The sequence below is a fragment of the Vreelandella boliviensis LC1 genome (assembly GCF_000236035.1).
GTDB classification, from domain to species: domain Bacteria; phylum Pseudomonadota; class Gammaproteobacteria; order Pseudomonadales; family Halomonadaceae; genus Vreelandella; species Vreelandella boliviensis.
Window position 1 is genome coordinate 494948 of record NZ_JH393257.1, and the last position, 19358, is coordinate 514305.

The 19358-nt window shown below is 51.8% G+C and carries 18 protein-coding genes and 1 pseudogene; 7 read left to right on the forward strand and 12 right to left on the reverse strand.

The features are described from left to right. A pseudogene (locus KUC_RS19855) lies at positions 1-457 on the forward strand (MFS transporter); the annotation flags it as partial. Between the two features lie 69 nt (positions 458-526). Here the strand turns inward: KUC_RS19855 and KUC_RS02140 are convergent. Then, positions 527-1288: a potassium channel family protein gene (locus tag KUC_RS02140; RefSeq protein WP_007111436.1), complete on the reverse strand. Its 762-nt coding sequence runs from the start codon at positions 1286-1288 to the stop codon at positions 527-529. 95 nt (positions 1289-1383) lie between these two features. Beyond that, positions 1384-2316, reverse strand: coding sequence for a LysR family transcriptional regulator (locus KUC_RS02145; RefSeq protein WP_040479259.1), 933 nt, complete (start codon positions 2314-2316; stop codon positions 1384-1386). A 141-nt stretch (positions 2317-2457) separates the two neighbouring features. On the opposite strand from KUC_RS02145, the gene KUC_RS02150 reads away from it, so the two are divergent. The 5 genes from KUC_RS02150 (at position 2458) to luxS (ending at position 5995) form a co-directional block, all read left to right on the forward strand. Further along, positions 2458-2850: a RidA family protein gene (locus tag KUC_RS02150; protein WP_007111438.1), complete on the forward strand. Its 393-nt coding sequence runs from the start codon at positions 2458-2460 to the stop codon at positions 2848-2850. A 188-nt stretch (positions 2851-3038) separates the two neighbouring features. After that, entirely contained in the window at positions 3039-4220 is a 1182-nt protein-coding gene (locus KUC_RS02155) for an AAA family ATPase (protein ID WP_040480140.1), read from the forward strand. Positions 4221-4401: 181 nt separating this feature from the next. Continuing rightward, positions 4402-4899, forward strand: coding sequence for a hypothetical protein (locus KUC_RS02160; protein WP_007111440.1), 498 nt, complete (start codon positions 4402-4404; stop codon positions 4897-4899). A gap of 100 nt (positions 4900-4999) precedes the next feature. Beyond that, complete coding sequence (hisI, locus tag KUC_RS02165) at positions 5000-5410, forward strand: phosphoribosyl-AMP cyclohydrolase (protein ID WP_040479265.1); 411 nt, start codon at positions 5000-5002, stop codon at positions 5408-5410. A gap of 60 nt (positions 5411-5470) precedes the next feature. After that, a complete protein-coding gene (luxS, locus tag KUC_RS02170; protein ID WP_007111442.1) occupies positions 5471-5995 on the forward strand; it encodes an S-ribosylhomocysteine lyase in 525 nt (174 codons plus the stop codon). Positions 5996-6058: 63 nt separating this feature from the next. On the opposite strand, the gene KUC_RS19205 is transcribed toward luxS, so the two are convergent. The 9 genes from KUC_RS19205 to KUC_RS02215 all read right to left on the reverse strand — a co-directional run bounded on the left by KUC_RS19205 (position 6059) and on the right by KUC_RS02215 (position 17994). Further along, on the reverse strand, positions 6059-6406 hold the full coding sequence (locus tag KUC_RS19205; protein ID WP_007111443.1) for a hypothetical protein: 348 nt from the start codon (positions 6404-6406) through the stop codon (positions 6059-6061). Positions 6407-6453: 47 nt separating this feature from the next. Continuing rightward, a complete protein-coding gene (locus KUC_RS02180; protein ID WP_040479268.1) occupies positions 6454-6801 on the reverse strand; it encodes an ArsR/SmtB family transcription factor in 348 nt (115 codons plus the stop codon). A gap of 257 nt (positions 6802-7058) precedes the next feature. Continuing rightward, positions 7059-9185 carry a TonB-dependent siderophore receptor gene (locus KUC_RS02185; RefSeq protein ID WP_040479271.1) on the reverse strand — a complete coding sequence of 709 codons (2127 nt, stop codon included), beginning with the start codon at positions 9183-9185 and terminating at the stop codon, positions 7059-7061. Between the two features lie 290 nt (positions 9186-9475). Further along, complete coding sequence (locus KUC_RS02190) at positions 9476-10675, reverse strand: Bcr/CflA family efflux MFS transporter (RefSeq protein WP_007111446.1); 1200 nt, start codon at positions 10673-10675, stop codon at positions 9476-9478. A gap of 95 nt (positions 10676-10770) precedes the next feature. Next, positions 10771-11565, reverse strand: a complete 795-nt coding sequence (locus KUC_RS02195; RefSeq protein ID WP_007111447.1) for a PhzF family phenazine biosynthesis protein — start codon at positions 11563-11565, stop codon at positions 10771-10773. A gap of 55 nt (positions 11566-11620) precedes the next feature. Next, positions 11621-12085 carry a virulence RhuM family protein gene (locus KUC_RS02200; protein WP_007111448.1) on the reverse strand — a complete coding sequence of 155 codons (465 nt, stop codon included), beginning with the start codon at positions 12083-12085 and terminating at the stop codon, positions 11621-11623. 100 nt (positions 12086-12185) lie between these two features. Beyond that, positions 12186-15182 (reverse strand): type III restriction-modification system endonuclease, encoded by a 2997-nt coding sequence (locus KUC_RS02205; RefSeq protein ID WP_007111449.1) that lies wholly within the window; start codon positions 15180-15182, stop codon positions 12186-12188. Then, the gene (locus KUC_RS02210) at positions 15179-16051 is read right to left on the reverse strand and encodes a hypothetical protein (RefSeq protein ID WP_141243391.1); all 873 of its coding nucleotides are present in this window, start codon (positions 16049-16051) and stop codon (positions 15179-15181) included. Before KUC_RS02210 ends, KUC_RS02205 begins: the two co-directional genes overlap by 4 nt. Before the next feature lie 56 nt (positions 16052-16107). Continuing rightward, the gene (locus KUC_RS02215) at positions 16108-17994 is read right to left on the reverse strand and encodes a site-specific DNA-methyltransferase (RefSeq protein ID WP_007111451.1); all 1887 of its coding nucleotides are present in this window, start codon (positions 17992-17994) and stop codon (positions 16108-16110) included. A 407-nt stretch (positions 17995-18401) separates the two neighbouring features. Between KUC_RS02215 and KUC_RS02220 the strand changes: the two genes are divergently transcribed. Beyond that, positions 18402-18920 carry a hypothetical protein gene (locus KUC_RS02220; RefSeq protein ID WP_007111452.1) on the forward strand — a complete coding sequence of 173 codons (519 nt, stop codon included), beginning with the start codon at positions 18402-18404 and terminating at the stop codon, positions 18918-18920. 168 nt (positions 18921-19088) lie between these two features. Here the strand turns inward: KUC_RS02220 and KUC_RS02225 are convergent. Next, the coding region (locus tag KUC_RS02225; protein ID WP_040479280.1) for a DUF808 family protein at positions 19089-19358 on the reverse strand (270 nt) is incomplete at its 5' end.

Sequence of the window (19358 nt, forward strand, 5' to 3'; positions counted from 1 at the left end):
TGTTGAGTCGATCACCGGTTATTTGTGGGTGTGGGGCATTGGCGGTGTCGTAGGCAGCTTTCTGATTGGCCCATTGGTCGACAAAATTAACGGCCCGGTAATTACTTTGGCGATTATGCTGCTGCTCTGTATCGCGCTGATCGCACTTCCTTTTTCGGCATCCGTTCATCCACTGCTAACGTTACTGCCGATTGCGCTTTGGGGTGCCGTAGGCTGGGCGCTGCAAGTGCCACAAAACAACGAACTCGTTAGTACCCGACAAACCCATGGCGATGGCAACTTGGCCGTCGCGCTCAATGAATCGGCGCTCTATTTAGGCAGTGCGATAGGCGCGGCGAGTGGCGGCGTTTTGCTTGCTTTCCACCTTCCCGTTTCGACATTAGCGGTGGGCGCGGGGGCAATCGCCGCCATGGGTGCGGCTTTACAGTTAATCATCGTGATACGCGCTAAGCGCTAGTTATGCATTTACCTACCAAGGTTCATTCAATGTGTAGACGCGTTTTAGTATATCAATCTACTGAAGCTGCTAACCATCGGGGTGATTGCGCTTTTTCTGGAATGCATCACTAAACGCCGCCGCCAAAATGCCAGTGGGCATGGCGATGATGCCTATGCCTGCCACCGCTGTTAGGCCCGCAAAAAATTTGCCCAACGCGGTGATAGGTGTCACATCGCCATAGCCCACCGTGGTAAGCGTAGCGATGCTCCACCATAGTGCCCGCGGCACGCTGCCAAACGCCTCTGGCTGAGCTGCCGCTTCAACGACATAAAGGCAGCATGATGAAAACAGCAACAATAACCCGGCCACACCCGCGCTTAACCATAGCTCATAAGAGCGCGAGTGAAGCGCATCCGCCAACCCCGACCATGCTTGGCTAAACCTTCCCAGGCGGGCAAGCCGTAACATACGCAGCAAGCGCAATAGCCTTACCAAAAATGCGTTGTCATGAACCATAAAACCTAAGAAATACGGCAAAATAGCCATTAAATCGACCAGCGCCCAAAACGAAAAAATATAGCGAAAACGGCCACTCAAACCACGATACCGAGGATCTTCCCCTATCGAATAAAGCCGCAGTAGATATTCAATAATGAACACCACCACGAAGATCGTTTCAAGCGTAGGAAAGAGCCATGGCGCGCTTGCGCGAAGCGTAGGTTCAGTCTCCAAAATGGCCGTCAACGAGGCCAACAAAATAAGCACACCAATCACTTGATTGAGTACTGACAGCCCATTCTGCTTTCGGGCTTCTGGGGCCAACTGCCGATAAATCGCGGCCTTATTCATCGTTATATTCACGCCTATCCATCCACATCATCTTTTTCAGCTCCATTACACATAATCAACTGACGTAGCCCTTATTGCGGAAGAAAACTACAACGTCAGTGTCGACGCCCCAGCCGATCAACGATAGGCGCATGTTGCGCCATCAACTCCACGACCCAATCGATAAACACGCGCAGCTTGGCGCTGACGTGCCGATTCGGTGGAAACGCGACGTACATCGGCATTGGGTCAAGGGGCCAATCCTCAAACAGGCGCACCAGCTCGCCGCGCGACACATGCTCCCTGGCCATGTAGTCAGGAAGGCATAGTACACCGAGACCCGCCAGGCCCGCCGCAAGACCGGCATTTCCATCGTCGACCGAGATCACATAACGCCCTTGCACTCTGACGCGCTCTCCGTTGCGGTACATGGCGTAGGGAAAGGCCAAGCCAGAACGCGCCCATCTGAAACCAACAATGTAGTGAGGGGGAAGTGACAGCGCTTGCGGGTGCGAAGGGACACCCGCCTTTTCCAAATAGTTCGGTGCGGCGTAAACACCAAGACTCAGGTCTCCTATGCGGCGTGCCACCAACGACAAATCGGTAAGTTCCCCGCCGCGTACCACGCAGTCCACGCTTTCACCGATTAAATCCACCATGCGATCACTGACACCCATATCGAGTTGAATATCGGGATATTGAGCGTGGAACGCGGGCAGGGCGGGAATCAGGATCGTGCGGGCAAAAGGGCTGGGTACGTCCACTCTTAGTCGACCGCGGGGTAATACCGAGGCATTGGACAGACTGGTTTCGGCATCATCCATATCGGCCAGCAGTTTGATGACGCGCTCGTAGTAAGCGGCACCGTCCGCTGTGACGTTAACCTTGCGTGTGGTGCGGTTGAGCAGCGTGACACGCAGACGTGCCTCCAACTGCTGCACGAGTTGCGTCACGCTGGTCTTGCTCATATGAAGTGTCTCAGCTGCCTTGGTAAAACTGCCCGTTTCCACGACCCGGGCAAAGGCCTGCATTGCGTTAAAACGATCCATGGCTGTGCTAAACACCTCGCCATTGTTTGGAATATACAAACAATGTTAAACAGAATTCGCCGTTTATCCATCGCAAATGCAGGCCTAAAGTGATGTCATCGTAACTAACTGGTCGATTTTGACTTACTGATGGAGATACATATGGCTAAGCGTGACGTGGTTTTCCCATCGGGCCGCCAGGCGCTTTATGAGCAGAACGCCTATTCTGCTGCCGTTCGCTCCGGCGATCTACTGTTCGTGTCAGGTCAGGTCGGCAGCCGTGAAGATGGCTCGCCCGAGCCGGACTTCGCCGCTCAGGTACAGTTGGCCTTCGACAACCTGCATAGCGTTCTGGAAACAGCGGGCGCAAGCTTCGAGGATATTGTTGATGTGACGAGCTTCCACACGGATCCGGAAGCTCAGTTCGCCGCAGTCATGGAAGCCAAGGCACGCGCGTTCCCGGCAAAACCCTACCCCAACTGGACAGCGGTCGGCGTGACGTGGCTGGCGGGGTTCGATTTTGAAATCAAGGTGATAGCCAGACTACCCGAGTAATCAGAGATACGGTTCAAGCCCCTATTCGTTGCGACGGCGGGGCGTTTCTGGTCGCTGCCTTCGAAGAAGGTATGACCTTTTCAGTTTGCCATTTGACGAAGAGCGTGCCCTTCGTATTTGCTATCGTTATCGCTAAACTGGCATCTTTAACGCTGCCCGAACGGATCGCCCTTAACCATTCAGAGCTTATGATCAACGCCTTTGCCGTCTCCAACTACCGCAGTCTGAAAAACGTTGTCTCTCCCCTGTCGGGTCTCAATGTGGTGACCGGTCCCAACGGGTGTGGGAAATCCAACCTGTACAAGTCGTTGCGGTTACTAGCAGACACAGCCAAAGGGAACCTGATCGCTTCGATTGCCCAGGAAGGTGGGCTCGATTACACCTTCTGGGCTGGCCCGGAAAAACTCACCAACAGCATGAGAGACGGCTCTGCCCCCATTGAGGGCACCGCCAAAAAAAGCAATACCCGCCTTAGGCTGGGGTTTGTCGGTGAAGACTTTGGCTACGCTATTTCGTTGGGAATGCCAGCGCCCCAAGGGTTTGCGGGCTACGGGGATCCCTCCATGTTCCAGTTCGACCCTGAAATAAAACGTGAATGCATTTGGGCAGGCGACGTTTGCCGGCCCAGCAGTTGCCTTATCGACCGCGTTGGCTCTGTGGTAAAAGTGCGCATCGGTCGCAAATGGGAAGTTTACAACACCCACCTCAACAGCTACGAAAGCATCCTGAACGAAATCAGTGACCCGGTTGCCGCACCTGAAGTCCATGCGGTTCGACAAACAATCCGCAACTGGCGCTTCTACGATCAGTTCCGAACCGATCCGCAATCCATTATCCGCACACCGCAAATCGGCACCCGCACGCCAGTGCTGGATCACGATGGCCGCGACCTAGTGGCCGCCTTACGCACCATTCACGAAATCGGTGATCGTGAGGCACTGTATGCAGCAATTGAAGACGCCTTTCCGGGCGCGAGCATCAATTTTGCAGGCGACGCGGGTAATCGTTTTGTGCTGCAATTTCTGCAGGAAGGGTTGTTGCGCCCGTTGAACCAGTCGGAATTATCCGACGGCACACTGCGCTATCTGCTGTTAGTAGCGGCGTTGCTCACCCCTAGGCCGCCTTCCCTGCTGGTGTTAAATGAGCCGGAAACTAGCCTGCACCCGGATTTGCTACCCGCCTTGGGACGCCTGATTATCCGCGCATCGCAGGACACCCAAGTGTGGGTGGTTTCTCACGCGCCACGCTTGGTGGCGACGCTGGAACAAAATGAGGCATGCAATTCTATTGCGCTGGATAAAACGTTTGGCGAGACCGTTATCCTCGGTCAGGGCTGGCTGGACGAACCGCCCTGGCAGTGGTTGGATTAAAAAGCGGATACATGAGCAGATTGGAACAATGGCCTGCCCTTTTAGTTTCATCGCTCACGGCCTGACTACCAATTCCTCACCAACGACTCAATGTACGTTGAGTAATGCTAGAGTTGAGAGAATCAGGCAGCGGTATGGGTGGCCGCTCGATCAATCAGGCAGTCAATGAAAGGATCTCATCATGATTGAATCAATCGAAGAACTCGAAGCGATTAGAAAATCGTGCCATTCAATGGTCACCAAGAGTTCAAGCCTCTCTGCGGGCGCGGCGATTATCCCCATACCAGGGGTAGATATAGGCTCAGACGTGGCCATATTGATGCGGCTAATTCCCAACATTAACCAGAAATTTGGTCTAACGCCTGAACAAATCGACAGCCTGGACACTGAATCCAAGCTCTTTGTAATGACGGCCATCTCGAATACCGGCAGCAAAATGGCCGGTAAATACATCACGAAAAAACTAATCGTGATGCTACTAAGCAAGATGGGCATCAAAGTAGCGTCTAAAGGTGTTGCTAAGTTCGTTCCTTTGGTCGGTAGCGCCGTCGCTGGTGGTATTAGCTTCACCGCAATGAAGTATATGGGTAGCCGCCATATCGAAGATTGTTACCAAATTGCCTTGGCAACACTGGAGAATGAACGACAGAAGCACGAAATCATTATCGAGCCCGAGTAACGCTACTAGCCCAAGTCGCCTATTAACCCAAGCATGCATTAAGATTCCAGGCATAATATATGTTATGTTATAACATATATTAAAGAGATACGAGTCACCAATGAACATCTGGATGCAGCTAGAGAATGCCGAACGTGGCGAACGCCGACCGTTGGCAGCAGTGATCAAATCCATTCCTTGGAACGCCGACGGCTTGATCACCGCCATCGCTCAGCAGCACGACAGCGGCGAAGTGCTCATGTTGGCGTGGATGAACTGTGATGCGCTACTCGAAACACTGGCCAGCGGGCAAGTCTGCTACTGGTCCCGCTCGCGGCAGACCCTATGGCGCAAGGGCGAGAGTTCCGGCAATCGCCAGCACCTAGTTGAGGCACGGCTAGATTGCGACGGCGACGCAGTGCTATTACGCGTCAACCAACAAGGCCCCGCCTGCCACACAGGGAGACCCAACTGCTTTTACAACGCCATTCGCAACGAGACAGTCGAAGTCATCACCGCTCCGCTTACTTGAACCAAGACCCACAGCCAACCGAATGGGTAAGTACCACCACGACAGCAAGGAGTAATAACCATGCCTTTACTGGATAGCTTTACCGTCGACCACACCATCATGAACGCCCCGGCGGTGCGGGTTGCCAAAACCATGCACTCCACCTCCGGCGATACCATTACCGTGTTCGACTTGCGCTTCAATAAGCCCAATGAGGATATGATGGGCGAAAAAGGCATCCATACGCTGGAGCACTTATTTGCCGGTTTTATGCGCCATCACTTAAATAGCGACAGCGTCGAAATTATTGATATTTCGCCAATGGGATGCCGTACCGGGTTTTATATGAGCCTACTGGGAAGCCCAACGGAAGAGCGCGTTGGCGAGGCGTGGTTAGCCGCCATGCGCGATGTATTAGCGGTAAATCGAATGGAAGAGATTCCAGAGCTCAATGAGTTTCAGTGCGGCACTTTCGTGATGCACTCGTTGGAAGAAGCAAAACGCATTGCCCAGGGCATTATTGACCAGGGTATTGGGGTTAACAAAAACGACGACATCGCCCTCAGCCCGGAACGCTTAAAGGCGCTGGGTAACGATGTTAAATAACGATCCAGACCGGGCAACAGCATAAGCCGTTGCCCGGTATGTGCATTATCGTTTTAACAACGATTAGCTGATGACACTCACAGGACCATGATCATCACAGTGATCGCCATGAGGGTGATGCAGGTGACCATCGACCAGGTAATCGATGTGGTCGCCATGGGGAACCGCCTCGTGGCCGCAATCAGGGCCATGAACATGATCCGCATCGTGCCCCGCACACTGATGATTAGGTGTGCAAGCATCAGGATTTTTGTCCGACACCTCAATCACATGCTCATCAACATGATCGCTGTGAGGGTGGTGCAAATGACCATCGTGCAGATAATCAGTATGGCCGTTATGTTCAATTTGCGTGTGACCGCAGTTCGGGCCGTGCTCGTGCGGGTGGTTTTGATGAATGTTGCAGCTCATCGTAGGCTCCTTGATAACATTGATAGATAACAAGTGGATCGTAGGGATTACTCTGACGCTTTAACCTCTTCATCAACATGGGCGAGCGCGTTATCAATTAACTGAACAACGTGCTGGTCGGCCAAGCGATAATAAAGATGCCTTGCATCGCGTCGACGTTTCACCAGGTTAGCGTTCAACAGCGTTTGCAAACGTGCTGACACGGTGGATAGCTTATTGCCGTCAACCACCAGTTCGCCGACACAGCGCTCCCCGTCTTTCAGTTGATACAGCAACAACAGCCTTGCCGGGTCTCCCAATGCTTTGAATAAAGCAGCCGTCCTCGCTAGCTGTTGAGAACTAGGCACTTGGTCAGATACATCAGGCTCGTGGGCATGTGGCTGGCAAGAGGTCATTAAACATTCCAATATTATATGTAATGACATTACATTAGCTCAAGAAAACGTGTTTGGCAATAAAACAATGCTTTTCCTACGCTTGGCCGATATGGCCGCCGCCCGCACCTGGTAAGACAGCGCCGACTACCGCGTCTTAATCGTTGATGGCTTAACCGAAGCTTAAAAGCAAAACCCCCGCCTGTAAAAGCGGGGGTTTCGATTGTTGCCTTAGTTGCCGAACGCATCAGTTGGCTGGCTTATCCAGTACTGTTAGCTCACCAGCGATAGCTGACTTTGGCACTGATTTCACGGCCTGGATTGTAGTAGTCGGCCGTACTGGAACCGACCACATGCTGCTCGTCGAGTAAGTTACTGACGTTGACGGCGAGGTCTGCGTCTTTAGTTAACTGGTAGCTAAAGGCCGCGTCAAACAGCGTTGCCGCACTGCTCTTGGATGTATTGGCGACATCAAAGTAGTAAGAGCCGACGTAGCGGGCGCCGAGACCAACACTCATATCCTGGCTTGGTAAGGTATAGTAGCCCCACAGCGAAGCCGTATGTTTGGGTGCAGCAGTAAACTCATTGCCCTCTCTGGCGGCGTTACTGTCGCGCACCACTTCTGACTCCATATAAGAGTAACCACCGGCCAAGCTGAAGCTATCAGTCAACTCAGCCTTCGCTTCCAGATCAAGGCCCCGCACCCGGGATTCACCCACGGTTTCCCGTTCGATAACGCCATTGTCCTGTACAACCGCGATAGTGACGTCATCCCGAGTCAGGTCATAGATGGCCGCCGAGAACAGCGCATTGGTTCCAAAGGGGGCGTATTTCGCACCAATTTCGTACTGTTCGCCTCGCTCAGGCTCAACACCAATCGTGGGGGGAGCCACGGATTCCACCATGCTGATATAGGTCGAAATTTCGTCGGTAACGCGATAGGTCAATGCACCGCGGAGGGAGGTCTCAGAGAAGTCATCGGAATCGGTGACGCCGGCCATGTTAGTGCTGGATACGTCCATCGAGTCGTTGCGCACGCCCGCGGTCACAATGAATCGATCATAGAAGGACAAGTTCTGGGTCAGGAAGACCGACTCGGTGGTGAAGTCCTGCTTGTCGCTGCTATAGACGTTGAGGCTACTCGGCGCACCGCTAAAGACGGGATTTGCGATATCAATTGAGGTCGCATCCCCGTAAAACGAACTGTCTTCGGTGGAAGCATCGCGATACTCGACACCCACCAACGTGCTGCTATCAACCCAGTCAAAACGGGCGTCGTACTGCAGGATCGCGTTGCCGATCAACTCCTGAGCTTCGCTGTCGGAGCCAAAGTAATCGCGATCCACCACGCTGCCTACTCGCGCTGCAGAGTCAGTGATATAGACGTAGCCGAAGTCGTCGGTCAGATCGCTGTAACGCAGGTTGCCGCGCAACGTCAGGCCGTTATTGAAATCATGGGTAAGCTGCCCGGTGAGGCTGGTGCGCTCAACGTCGTGATAGTTGAAACCAGGCTCACCAAAGAAGTCGCTGCGATCATACTCACGATCAAGAGGATAACCGCCACTATTGGGGGTGTCGTCACGCTTCAGATAGTCGAAAATAACACTCGCTGAAGTGTACTTAGTTGGCTCCCAGGCTAGACCGCCCATCAAGAAGCCATTGTTGTCTTTAGAGTGATCGTATTCGCGATCGCTGTCCCGGATAGTACCGGTGAAACGGTAGGCCACTGTCCCGTCAGCGTTCAGGGTGTCACCCACATCAATACCGGCCTCTTTTGCGTCGAATGAACCGTAGGAGAGATAGCCCTCTCCAAAGCGCTCAAACCTTGGTCGTTTGCTCACGAAGTTGACCGAGCCACCTGGATCCGCCGGGCCAAACAGAGTGGAGTTGGCGCCACGCAACACCTCAACCCGCTCGTATGCGTAGGGCTCTTCACGAACACCGCGCATTGAACCTAGCGTCAGCCCGTCACGGTAAGTGGTGGCCTCGAATCCGCGGATTTTAAAATAGTCGTTACGGTCATCGGTGCCATAATAATCGGTGAGAATCCCTGGGGTATATTGCAGGACTTGCTCGGTGGTAGACGCGTTGCGCTGCTCGATCTCTTTCTCAGTGATGACAGATACAGAGGCGGGTGTGTCGAGAATACTGGTAGCCACCTTGCCACCCACCCACAGCTCCTGGGCCACTATCGAGTTGGCATCATCATCGGCATAGGCCTGTGCATTGACGATAATGGGGGCGAGGCGATACCCCTCATTATCATCACTACCGTCGCCGGTTTCCTGCGCATTCCCGAGCATGGGAGTAGTCACCAGCGTCGTGCCGCACAGAATGGCGGTAGTGGTCTGCTGCCACCGTAACCGACTTGCGTTGCGCCGGACTGTGCTATTGCTATCAGTCATGTTGAAGATCCCTTGAAATGAATAAACCTACCCTGCTCGCCTCTTGGTTTTCTGTTGAAAGGCCGGGAGAGTATCCGAAGCCAGCATCTCCCAGTCAATAGTGATAATACCAATCATAATCATTTATTTTGAACTTTTATTTATGATCGCAATACACTAATGAAGTCATGCACCAGCCGGGCTACCCGTCATACATCAGCAACGCTTGTATGCCAGCGGCATCTAATCAGAAATAAAAAAAGCCCCGCGTTTGTTTAACAAGGGGCTTTTGGTAAGAGAGTGCGCTTGGTTCAGAGTGCCTCGACAGCGGCACGCCCTTTGATAATTGAGCGGGCAAGCATCAGATACGCCACCGAACCGCAGGCGGCCATGGCCAGGATAACCGCTCCAAGCGTATGTGGCAGCAGGGCAGACAGTGCGCTCAGAATCCCGGCGATGCCGAACTGGGCGGCGCCCAGAAGCGCTGCGGCTGTTCCACTGCTGGTGGGAAAGAACTCTAAAAAGCAGGCCTGAATATTCGGCGAGATCGCCCCTATCGAGCCGATGGTCAGCATCATGGCGATTAGGAAAGCGTACAGCGGCCAGTCCATGAAGGCCGCCATCACCAACAATACGATGCCCACTGCCTGACAGCCCGTCGCCAACTGCAGGATGCGCAGCGACGACAACCTGGAAAGCAGGATTCGATTGAGAATATTGAAAATCAGCATCGCAACAATGTTCGCCGCAAACAGCATCGAAAAGGCCGAAGGCGACTGACCGAAGTGCCCCTGATAGATAAAGGAGGCGTAGGTGATGAACATCATCAGGGTAGAAAAAGAAGCGGCCTGCCAAACGATGAACGGCAGGGCTGGCTTTGTCGACAGCACCAGTTTATAACGCGCCAGCAGGCTCATCTGAGGGCTTTTCGTTCGCGACACCTTGCCCGTGCCGGTAAAGAGCACACGCACCAGCAATGGCACCAGCAGCAGCGCGTACGCCGCCAAGGCAAAGAAAATAGTGTGCCAGGAACCCAACAACAGAATCGCGCTACCTACGCTCGGCGCAATACCCGGCGCCAAGACCATGATAAAGCCCATCATCGAGAACAGTTTCGCAGCGTCGCGGCCCGCCACCCGATCGCGCACTAATGCCGGTACTGATACCAGGGTCAAACCGGCACCAATAGCCTGAATTGCCCGCCCACCGAGCAGGGAGTTCAGGGAATCAGACATTCCAATGGCAATGCTTGAGAACGCAAAAATCACCAGCCCGCTCATCAGAACCCGCTGCCGTCCGTAGCGATCTGAAAGCGCACCGCCAATTAACTGACCCAACGCCAGCGCAAAGACATACACCGACACACTCAACGATACCGCCTGCTGAGAAATCCCCAGCGATTCGCCGATGACCGGAAAAGCAGGCAGATATGTGTCCATGGAAAACGGGCCCAGCATCATGGTCAATGCTAGGCTTAGCACCACAATGAAGGGCGTTTTAGATTGGATCATAACAGCTCGCGGTAAAAGGACGTAATGATGGACAACATAATTGATATGATAACGACGTCACTCGCTGATTGAGTGGCGCTCTTAATCAACGTTTTTCAGTTACTCTCCGGCAACGTGATGGCACCTTTAAGATAAGGCGCCACGCGGCCTTTGATAATCACGCGCTCGCCTTCCAAGATGCAGCTAAGCGTGCCTTTGCGGGCACCGCCCTGGCGTGCGGTTAACGTTTGCTTGCCTAAACGTCTAGCCCAATACGGCGCAAGCGAGGTATGGGCCGAACCTGTAACGGGGTCTTCTTCCACGCCCACCTTAGGGCCAAACCAACGGGAAACGAAGTCCACATCATCGCCTTTAGCGGTGACTACCACACCCCGCCCCGGCAGCTGTTTAAGCTGCTGCATATCCGGCGCTAACGATTCGATCAACGACACATCATTGATCACCACCACGATATCGTCAGAGATTAGCATCTCCTCAATTTCAATGCCGCCAAACGCTGCCGCTACCTCAGTGTGCATTGCCAAGGGTTCTAGCGTTTTAGCGGGAAAATCCATCGCCAGCTCGTCATCCTCACGTTTTACTAATAGCGGCCCACTGCGGGTCTGAAATTGCAGTATTTCTGAGCTATCGCCTAATACATTAAAAATTACCCATGCTGCCGCCAACGTGGCATGACCACATAAATCCACTTCCACCGAGGGGGTAAACCAGCGCAGGTGGTAGCCTGTTTCAGTCGACACAAAAAAGGCCGTTTCGGACAGGTTGTTCTCCGTGGCAATGGCCTGTAACAGCGCATCATCCAGCCATACTTCCAGAGGGCAAACTGCTGCGGGATTGCCTTCAAAGGGCTTAGAGGCAAACGCATCTACTTGGTAAAGATCAATGTTCATAACAAACGGCCTTGTCTAACTTCAGAAGTCATTTCGGGGATGGCTCTAAACTTGTTCACAATGATACCAAGCCTTGATTAGCCAAGGCTCTGCTGAGCAAATTCACCGCCTGCTCGAATTCTATGCCACGCTCGGTTAGGCGGCGTTGGTTTAGGGTATAGCCATGAACCAAGTGGTCTTTTAACACCTGAGTGGCCCACTTGCGGAACTGCACGCCACGATGGGACTTCACCCGATAGCCAACTGAAATAATGGCATCTAGGTTGTAATGGTCTATTTCTCGCTGAACCTGACGTTTCCCCTCTTGGCGAACTATCCGGAATTTCCGGATAGTTCCCTCTTTCTCCAATTCTGCCTCTGCATATACATTGCCAATATGTTCGTTAATGGTTCGAACATCTTTGCCAAACAACTCGGCCATCTGCGCTTGGCTCAACCAAACGGTCTCCTGCTCCAGGGTCACCTCTAGGTGTGCTTGCCCATCTTCACGGGTAAATATCTGTATTTGCTGGTCATTCATAAGTGTTTCCTCCAGGTTTACATCAAGCCTTATGCATCCCTAAAGCAAGCATCATTTAATGCAGCAACATTTGCCGTTGGAGTAGGGGTTGCAGTCGATACTACTGCGTCGTCTTCAGCACATCCTCTAACGATGTAGCCACGAGATAGCGGGCAGGGTTTTCACTTTCCTCTAACGCTGCAAAGTGCGCCATACCGCACTTTATTTTGGCATTTTCGTTACTTCGGCGGTCATCACCGAAAAGACTGTTCTTGGTCTCCACAACTAAATAGAGCCGTTGCTCGCCTTCTTTGTCGAAGACAATCGCCCAATCAGGATTGTATGACCCCAATGGGGTTGGCACTTTAAACCAGCTGGGCAACTTAGTATAAAGCTCCACGCCGTCATTTTTCTCTAATGAGTCGGCGAAGTCTCTTTCGGTGTTCGAATCAAATATGACGTGTTCGTAAATAGAGCGTTGGGTATTCAATAGCATGTTACGTAGATAGCCGGTCAGTTCATCCTTAGCGAACAGCTCCTGGGCGTAGAAGTGATCCTCACCTATTTTATGGTATTTAATGCCATCGACTAACGCTAAGCGCTTGCAGCGATTAATAATTTCGCCAGCCTGCTCAATAAACTGCTGTGGGTTGCACTTAAAATCATCCAGGCGACCGCTTTTGGTCAGGATAGTGACGATACTTCGCCGCGTTAGGTGGGTACGATCCTGCAGTTCGGTCAATAAGTCCGGCAGTTCAATGTCAGATTCATTAAGCACAACCGTACTGGCGCCTTCCTTTTCCGTCGCCTGAACGCCGCTTTTTCCAATCGCAATATCTACCTTTCGCCATTGTAGCCGTGCTTTCGAAATGGCCGGGGCTGCCTTTAAAGCGGTTATGCAGTCATCCACTAATTGGTCATTGTCGAACTGCACTCGATAGGTCGTTTGGTACTTAATACGATCCCACAGCGCCTTGAACTCATCTGACAGATAAACGGCTTTGCCTGTCTTGTCTTTACGCAGCGGCACCGGCTTACGTTCGTCGGCATTTTTTACTTCCAGCCGCCCAGAGACCTTACGTAGCACCGCGATAATCTGTTCACGCTCTGCCGCCTGAAAAGTGTCAGGCAATGCCAGAGTGCCATTTTTCAGGCCCTGCTTCAGTGAGTCCTGCACAGCGCCGTTGGCGTCAATGTACCCCGCCGTCTTAAGGTACTCCCACAGTTTTTTAGACCGGTCTAACCCTAAGGCAGAGAGAGATTCATCGGCAGACGTCACGGTAATGCCGGCGAACTGGTGTTGCTCCAGCACGCCGAAGCGGATACCCGTCTCAGCTTCAATTTCGCTTTGCAGGTTTTCGGCAAACTGTTCGTAAGACTCCGTGGCGATGACGGTGAGGCGATTAATGTCGAAGCCATGAACACGCTCACCCTCCTGGTTCACACACAGCCTTAAGCCCCTGCCGATGGACTGCCGCCGCTCACGCTCTGAGCCCATTTCCCGCAAGGTACAAATCTGGAAAACGTTGGGGCTGTCCCAACCTTCCTTAAGCGCTGAGTGCGAGAAAATGAACTTGAGAGGTGTCGCAAAGGAAAGCAGCTTCTCTTTATCCTTCATAATTAGGTTATATGCCCGCTCCGCATTTTCACGGCCGCTGGCATTGTTTTCCGCGGTATCTAACCACCCCCCTTTTCTATCGACGGAGAAGTAGCCGTCATGCGCCTCTTCAGCGGCGTAACCCCAATCCACGTCGTTGAAGAGGCCTTGGTAGGCGGGTAGCTTAGCCGCTCGCCGGTACTCTTCCTCGAAAATGCGCGCATAAGCGCCTTTAACAGGATTGCCATCAGCATCATATTGGCGGTAAAGCTCTACCGAATCGATGAAGAAAAGGGACAAAACTTTAATGCCCTGCGGCCGCAGCAGCTTTTCCTTATCAAGATGTTCGCGAATGGTGCGACGTATCATCTCACGCTGCACGGCGAGCCGGTCTACGTCACCATGAGCCTGCCCCAATTGAAGGAACTCTTCACCGCCGGGGTAGCGCAACTCCAGAAATTCTTCACCCTTGGATGTATTGATCTCACCCACGCGGAAGTCAGCATAGATATCACGCTTCGCAAGAGGCTGTAGTTCGTCTCCGTCACACACCGTCACCTCTTGGCGCTTAACCCCCGTCGCGGTTTTGACACTCAGCTCAACCTTGGCAGTGATATTGCCGCGCTTATTACTCACCGAGACCAGTCGCACAAAGGCTCGGTTATGAGCATCTTCGACCGTGGCAGCCGCCACCTCGATTTGCTTAACCAGCTTGCGCTCATAAGCATCAAGCGCATCAAGGCGATACACCATATGATGCTTGTCTACATGGGTAGCCGAGTAGCGCAGCGTGCAGAGTGGATTCATGGCATCTAATGCGGTTCTGCCAGCGCCTTTTAGACCTCCATCCACACTTTGCGGCTCGTCTACAATGACGATGGGCTGGGCAGCTTTTATAAGATCAATGGGTTTCTCGCCGCCCGTTTTCTCGCTTTGCTTATAAAGGTTGTTGATGTCCTTCTTATTGATGGCACCCACCGTGGCCACCATTATCTGTATGGTGGAGCTGGTAGCGAAATTGCGCACCTGGCCCAATTTCTTAGCGTCATATAAGAAGAAATCCACCGGGGTCCCGGCATAAATCCCATTAAAGTGCTCTTGAGTGATCTCCAGCGACTTGTAGACACCTTCTTTAATGGCGATTGAAGGAACCACGATGACAAATTTGGTGAATCCGTAACGCTTATTGAGCTCGAAAATGGTGCGCAGGTAGACGTAGGTTTTACCCGTGCCCGTCTCCATTTCGACGGTAAAGTCGCCCGAGGTCAACGTGTCGGAAGACGCTAACCCGTTGCGCAATTGCACCGCGCGCAGATTTTCTAGCAGTTGGTCGTCCAGTAACGTTAGTTGATTGCCAAGGCCTAGATCAGTCTCTGCCATACCCAGGGCCAACTGATGCTCTGGCTGCTTCATCGAAACCGTGAATTCGGTGCGGCACACTTCTTGTCCACGGAATAAATCACAAACGGCTTCAATGGCCTGCATCTGATAGTCGAGATTCGGATCAAAATTCAGTTTCATATCTGTATGCCCAGCCATTGAACGACTTGTTTAGCAATATCGTCGGGATGCATTCCACCAATATTTATATTTCCCGAGTCACGGCGAATATCAACGGAGTGATCATTCAGCCGAGCTATTTCTTGCAGCCGTATCACTGGCTCTCTCGTCGAAAAATACAAAATTACTAGCGGCGTAGGGAGTTGGTTCACACGTTCATAATGTGACCTTAGCGCCTCAAGGCGCTTATATTTACGACCATCGGGGCGTGGGTAGTATCTGTTTATAAGATGGTTATCTATTACATCCCCAATCGTATGTTTTTTATACTCTATAACAAACCGAACCTGGTTCTGATCATCTACCACGACCCCATCAGCATCGCCGGGGAATGCTGCATCGGAGCTAGAAAGAAAGCACTCAACGGCGCTTGTTCCAAATTTCAGCCCCTTCGTGCCTACTTTTACAGGGCCGCCAGAATGCCCCTGTATCGCCGTTTTGAGATTGCTAACTGAATACTTTCCTATCCCTAAATCAGCATTTTCTTTTCTTCTGATTGCCCATATGGGCGTTTGCTCAGTAATAACCGAAACAGGAATATCGGGGAGAATGATGGCTGACAAATCATGCCTATAGTTCGAACAAACTCTTTCAAGACCCTCAAAATAGCGCCGATCTTCACTTTTCTTAAATAAACTCAAAAGATCGCTTTCTAGCTCTTCCGCCATTTCGCTTTCGTGCTCAAATCGCACCTGACGAGTCATCCACACTCTATTGGCCAATAGGGGCGGCGACTGCATCCAGTCGACGAAAAAGTGAAAGCTCAACAAGCGCCAACCGACGGGTAGCGAGGGTACAATCCAATCACTCGGATCAGGACCACGGCTCACAGCTCTCCTGTCTGCGCATGACGCTTGCTGAAGAGGAGTAATCAACATATTAACGCCTATAAGCTGCGCAAATTTTTAATGCCAGACTGCTGCAGAATGGCTGACATATTCAACTTGGCAACATCATCGGCAAAAGCCTCATCAAGAAACACACAGGTAACCTCTGCGGCTGATTCGTGCTCTTGGTACCACTGAACGATTCCCGAAGCCAACGCTTCTAAATCGGAAGTTGAAATCGACCGTGCGAAGCAAGCTATTAAGGTGCCCCCACTAATAGAATAAACATGATGGTCAGCAATAGTGCGAGACTCGATAGGTACACAAATATCGTGTCCTAATTTTAATAACAATTCACAAAGAATATCTTCTTCACTACGCTCATCGACCAGATGATTGACGTTCTCTAGAAGAGATTGCTCGAGATTGGCAGGCTGGGGATTCCAAGCGCGTACGTTGGATGTGCTCAAGCCGAGAACACGAAAGCCAAGATCGCCGGCATATTCTGGCTGATTCTCCCTGAGCCGATTAATTGACCGCCGAATTCTCTCTGCGGTTATTTCAGCGATATTTTCCAGCTTTAGCGCTTCATCATGATTAATATTGTCTAAAGGCTCTGGGAGCTGCACACAAATGAAACGCCTATTCCCTTGGTCTTGAGCATTTGCATCAAGAACGGCATGCGCCGTTGTGCCTGAACCAGCGAAAAAATCGAGAACGATGTGCTCTTTATCAGGGCTTGTTGCCAGATTAATCATTCGCTGCACAAGCCTAACTGGCTTGGGGTTATCAAAAATACCGCCAAGTCCCAAGGCTTTAAGATCACTATTGGCCTCATGATTGTGGCCAACTTCTTGATATGGCCACAACGTAACGGGAGTAACCCCCTGCTTCACTTCACTTAAAAATGATTTTTTTTGAGGCGTCTGGTCACCTTTCTCGCCAAACCAGATTTCATTGGATTCATCCATCTGCCGCATTGAGGCATCATTGAACCGCCGATAGGTGCCTTTAGGGGGCGCCCATACGATCCCATTATTAAAGGTGTACGGTTTGGTATTAGTACCGCTTTTGGCATGGAGCGGCGTAGCCTTCCAAGGCCCCTTAAAGTGGTCATCGGGATTCTTATAGGCGCGAATCTGATCTGCATTCCGCTCTTGCCCATTAAACTTTACGAGGCTTTTATTTTTAGCGTAGACCAGAATATGGTCATGATTGTCTGAAAACCATTTGGCATCGTTGGAACGTGTGTATTTTTTTTGCCAGACAACGTTGGCAATAAAATTTTCCTCACCGAATATTTCATCACTTAATTTACGAAGATTAGCTACCTCGCCATCATCAATGGACATAAAAATCACGCCATCTTCGCAAAGTAAGTTACGGGCTAACTTCAACCTTGGGTAGATCATATTTAGCCAGTCCGTATGAAACCGACCGCTCGTTTCAAAATTGCTGCTTATCCTCTCCCCGCCTTCTATCTGGCCGGTCATTTTAAGATAGTTTTTAATATTATCCTGAAAGTTATCCGGATAAACAAAGTCCTTGCCCGTGTTATAAGGAGGATCGATATAGATAAGCTTTACTTTTCCGGCGTAACTCTTCTGCAGCTGCTTGAGCACTTCGAGGTTGTCGCCCTCGATCATTAAATTCCGGGTAGTTTCCCAATCGAGGCTTTTTTCCTTGAACGGGCGCAGCGTTCCCATGCTAGGCGTTAAGGCTAATTGACGCGCACTACGCTTACCATGCCAATTGAGTCCGTATTTTTCATCGGCATCAGTGATAGCGACATCGCCCACCAGTGACTTAAGCACGTCGACGTTGACGGACACGCCACTGGGGCCTTCGGTGACCAGTTCAGGAAATAATGCTTTCAATTGCTCAATATTTTGAGCGACTAGGTCGGCTGACTGGGCTTCCGAATCCGCTGCTGCTATTTTTTCCATACGTCCTTCTATCTCTATTATGTTCTTACTTTTAAAAGTTACTCGCTTGACAATAACTCACGTGAACAGCTTGATAAAAACTTAGCGCAAAACGCCTTCCGGCTATTTAATTAGGCGCCTTTAACGTTTATATCGGCTGAAAACTATCCCGACCTTCGATCAGCACGGCACTCCTAAAAAAGCGTGGCATATCGTTGTTATTCTCCTAGGGAACGATGAGCTTTCCAAGGGTTAATTACCTTCAAGTTGGTTCCTCATCGCGGGATGCAACCTGATAGCCCTGTGAGTCGGCAATGGCGGCACTATAGCCCTCAGGCACGGAAAACCTGGGAAGGGCTGCAACATGAAAAAAGGCTGCTAGGCTCAAACTGGTATTCGCAAAATCCGCCGATCAGTAGGAGGACACTGTGCAGATCCCACAACCCGAAACGCTCTATTTCGACAGCGATGAAACGAACGGCTTTCCCAACTCCCCACTGCCGGTGCTGATTTACCGCCAGGTTCTCGACATTAGCAATGCAGAGGAACGGGCCAATAACTTTGAAAATATGCTCAAACGCCACGGCTGGCCCCCCGCATGGCGCTACCACCTATATGACTTTGACCACTTTCACTCTACTGCCCATGAAGCACTGGGTATCTTCCGCGGGCAGGCCCGGGCACGGCTGGGAGGCCCTAACGGCCACGAGCTGATGCTTTACGCAGGCGATGTGCTGGTGCTACCAGCGGGCGTTGGGCATGCCAGCCTGGAGGCGGACGATGACTTCTGCATGGTAGGCGCTTACCCACCCGGGCAAGACCCGGAAATAGAACGCGGCGACCCAACGCAGCTTGCGGCAGCGCAATCGCGGGTGGCTTCCGTAGCCTTACCCAAGAACGCCCCGGTAGGCGGTCCACTAGAACCGCTATGGGGGCAAGATTCTTAGCAACGAACAGAGCTGTGTACACGACTTAATCGGCTCACATCTTGAGCCGATTAGGCTTTGCATTCGGCTCAAGATCATTTTCTAAAGTGATATGAGTGAACATATTATGGGGGTGCAATTCATGATGCCGAGCGCTTAGATGCCTGATACGCACTTCGCGACGTGCAACTATTCGGCATTCGCCTCTTTGGTAGGAACGAGGTGCAGCACACCCACCACAACCGAGCCCACCCAAAAGCCAATCACCGCAGAGCACAGCGTATTGAAGCCCCAGCCCAGCGTGCCGCCCAAGGCACCGGTTGCCTCGCTAATGCCATGCTCAACATGGTGTACCCACGCATAGGGCGCGTTAAACCAGCCCGTACCATCGGTACCCAGATTGGCCATCAAAATATGCCCACCCACCCAGAGCATGGCGACGGTTCCCACGACCGAGAT

Coding starts and splice junctions, on each gene's coding strand:
- KUC_RS02150 (WP_007111438.1), top strand. CDS start 2,458: ATGGCTAAGCGTGACGTGGTTTTCCCATCGGGCCGCCAGGCGCTTTAT.
- KUC_RS02195 (WP_007111447.1), bottom strand. CDS start 11,565: ATGAACATTGATCTTTACCAAGTAGATGCGTTTGCCTCTAAGCCCTTT.
- KUC_RS02155 (WP_040480140.1), top strand. CDS start 3,039: ATGATCAACGCCTTTGCCGTCTCCAACTACCGCAGTCTGAAAAACGTT.
- KUC_RS02145 (WP_040479259.1), bottom strand. CDS start 2,316: ATGGATCGTTTTAACGCAATGCAGGCCTTTGCCCGGGTCGTGGAAACG.
- KUC_RS19205 (WP_007111443.1), bottom strand. CDS start 6,406: ATGAGCTGCAACATTCATCAAAACCACCCGCACGAGCACGGCCCGAAC.
- KUC_RS02160 (WP_007111440.1), top strand. CDS start 4,402: ATGATTGAATCAATCGAAGAACTCGAAGCGATTAGAAAATCGTGCCAT.
- KUC_RS02200 (WP_007111448.1), bottom strand. CDS start 12,085: ATGAATGACCAGCAAATACAGATATTTACCCGTGAAGATGGGCAAGCA.
- KUC_RS02215 (WP_007111451.1), bottom strand. CDS start 17,994: ATGGAAAAAATAGCAGCAGCGGATTCGGAAGCCCAGTCAGCCGACCTA.
- KUC_RS02205 (WP_007111449.1), bottom strand. CDS start 15,182: ATGAAACTGAATTTTGATCCGAATCTCGACTATCAGATGCAGGCCATT.
- KUC_RS02140 (WP_007111436.1), bottom strand. CDS start 1,288: ATGAATAAGGCCGCGATTTATCGGCAGTTGGCCCCAGAAGCCCGAAAG.
- hisI (WP_040479265.1), top strand. CDS start 5,000: ATGAACATCTGGATGCAGCTAGAGAATGCCGAACGTGGCGAACGCCGA.
- luxS (WP_007111442.1), top strand. CDS start 5,471: ATGCCTTTACTGGATAGCTTTACCGTCGACCACACCATCATGAACGCC.
- KUC_RS02185 (WP_040479271.1), bottom strand. CDS start 9,185: ATGACTGATAGCAATAGCACAGTCCGGCGCAACGCAAGTCGGTTACGG.
- KUC_RS02180 (WP_040479268.1), bottom strand. CDS start 6,801: ATGACCTCTTGCCAGCCACATGCCCACGAGCCTGATGTATCTGACCAA.
- KUC_RS02190 (WP_007111446.1), bottom strand. CDS start 10,675: ATGATCCAATCTAAAACGCCCTTCATTGTGGTGCTAAGCCTAGCATTG.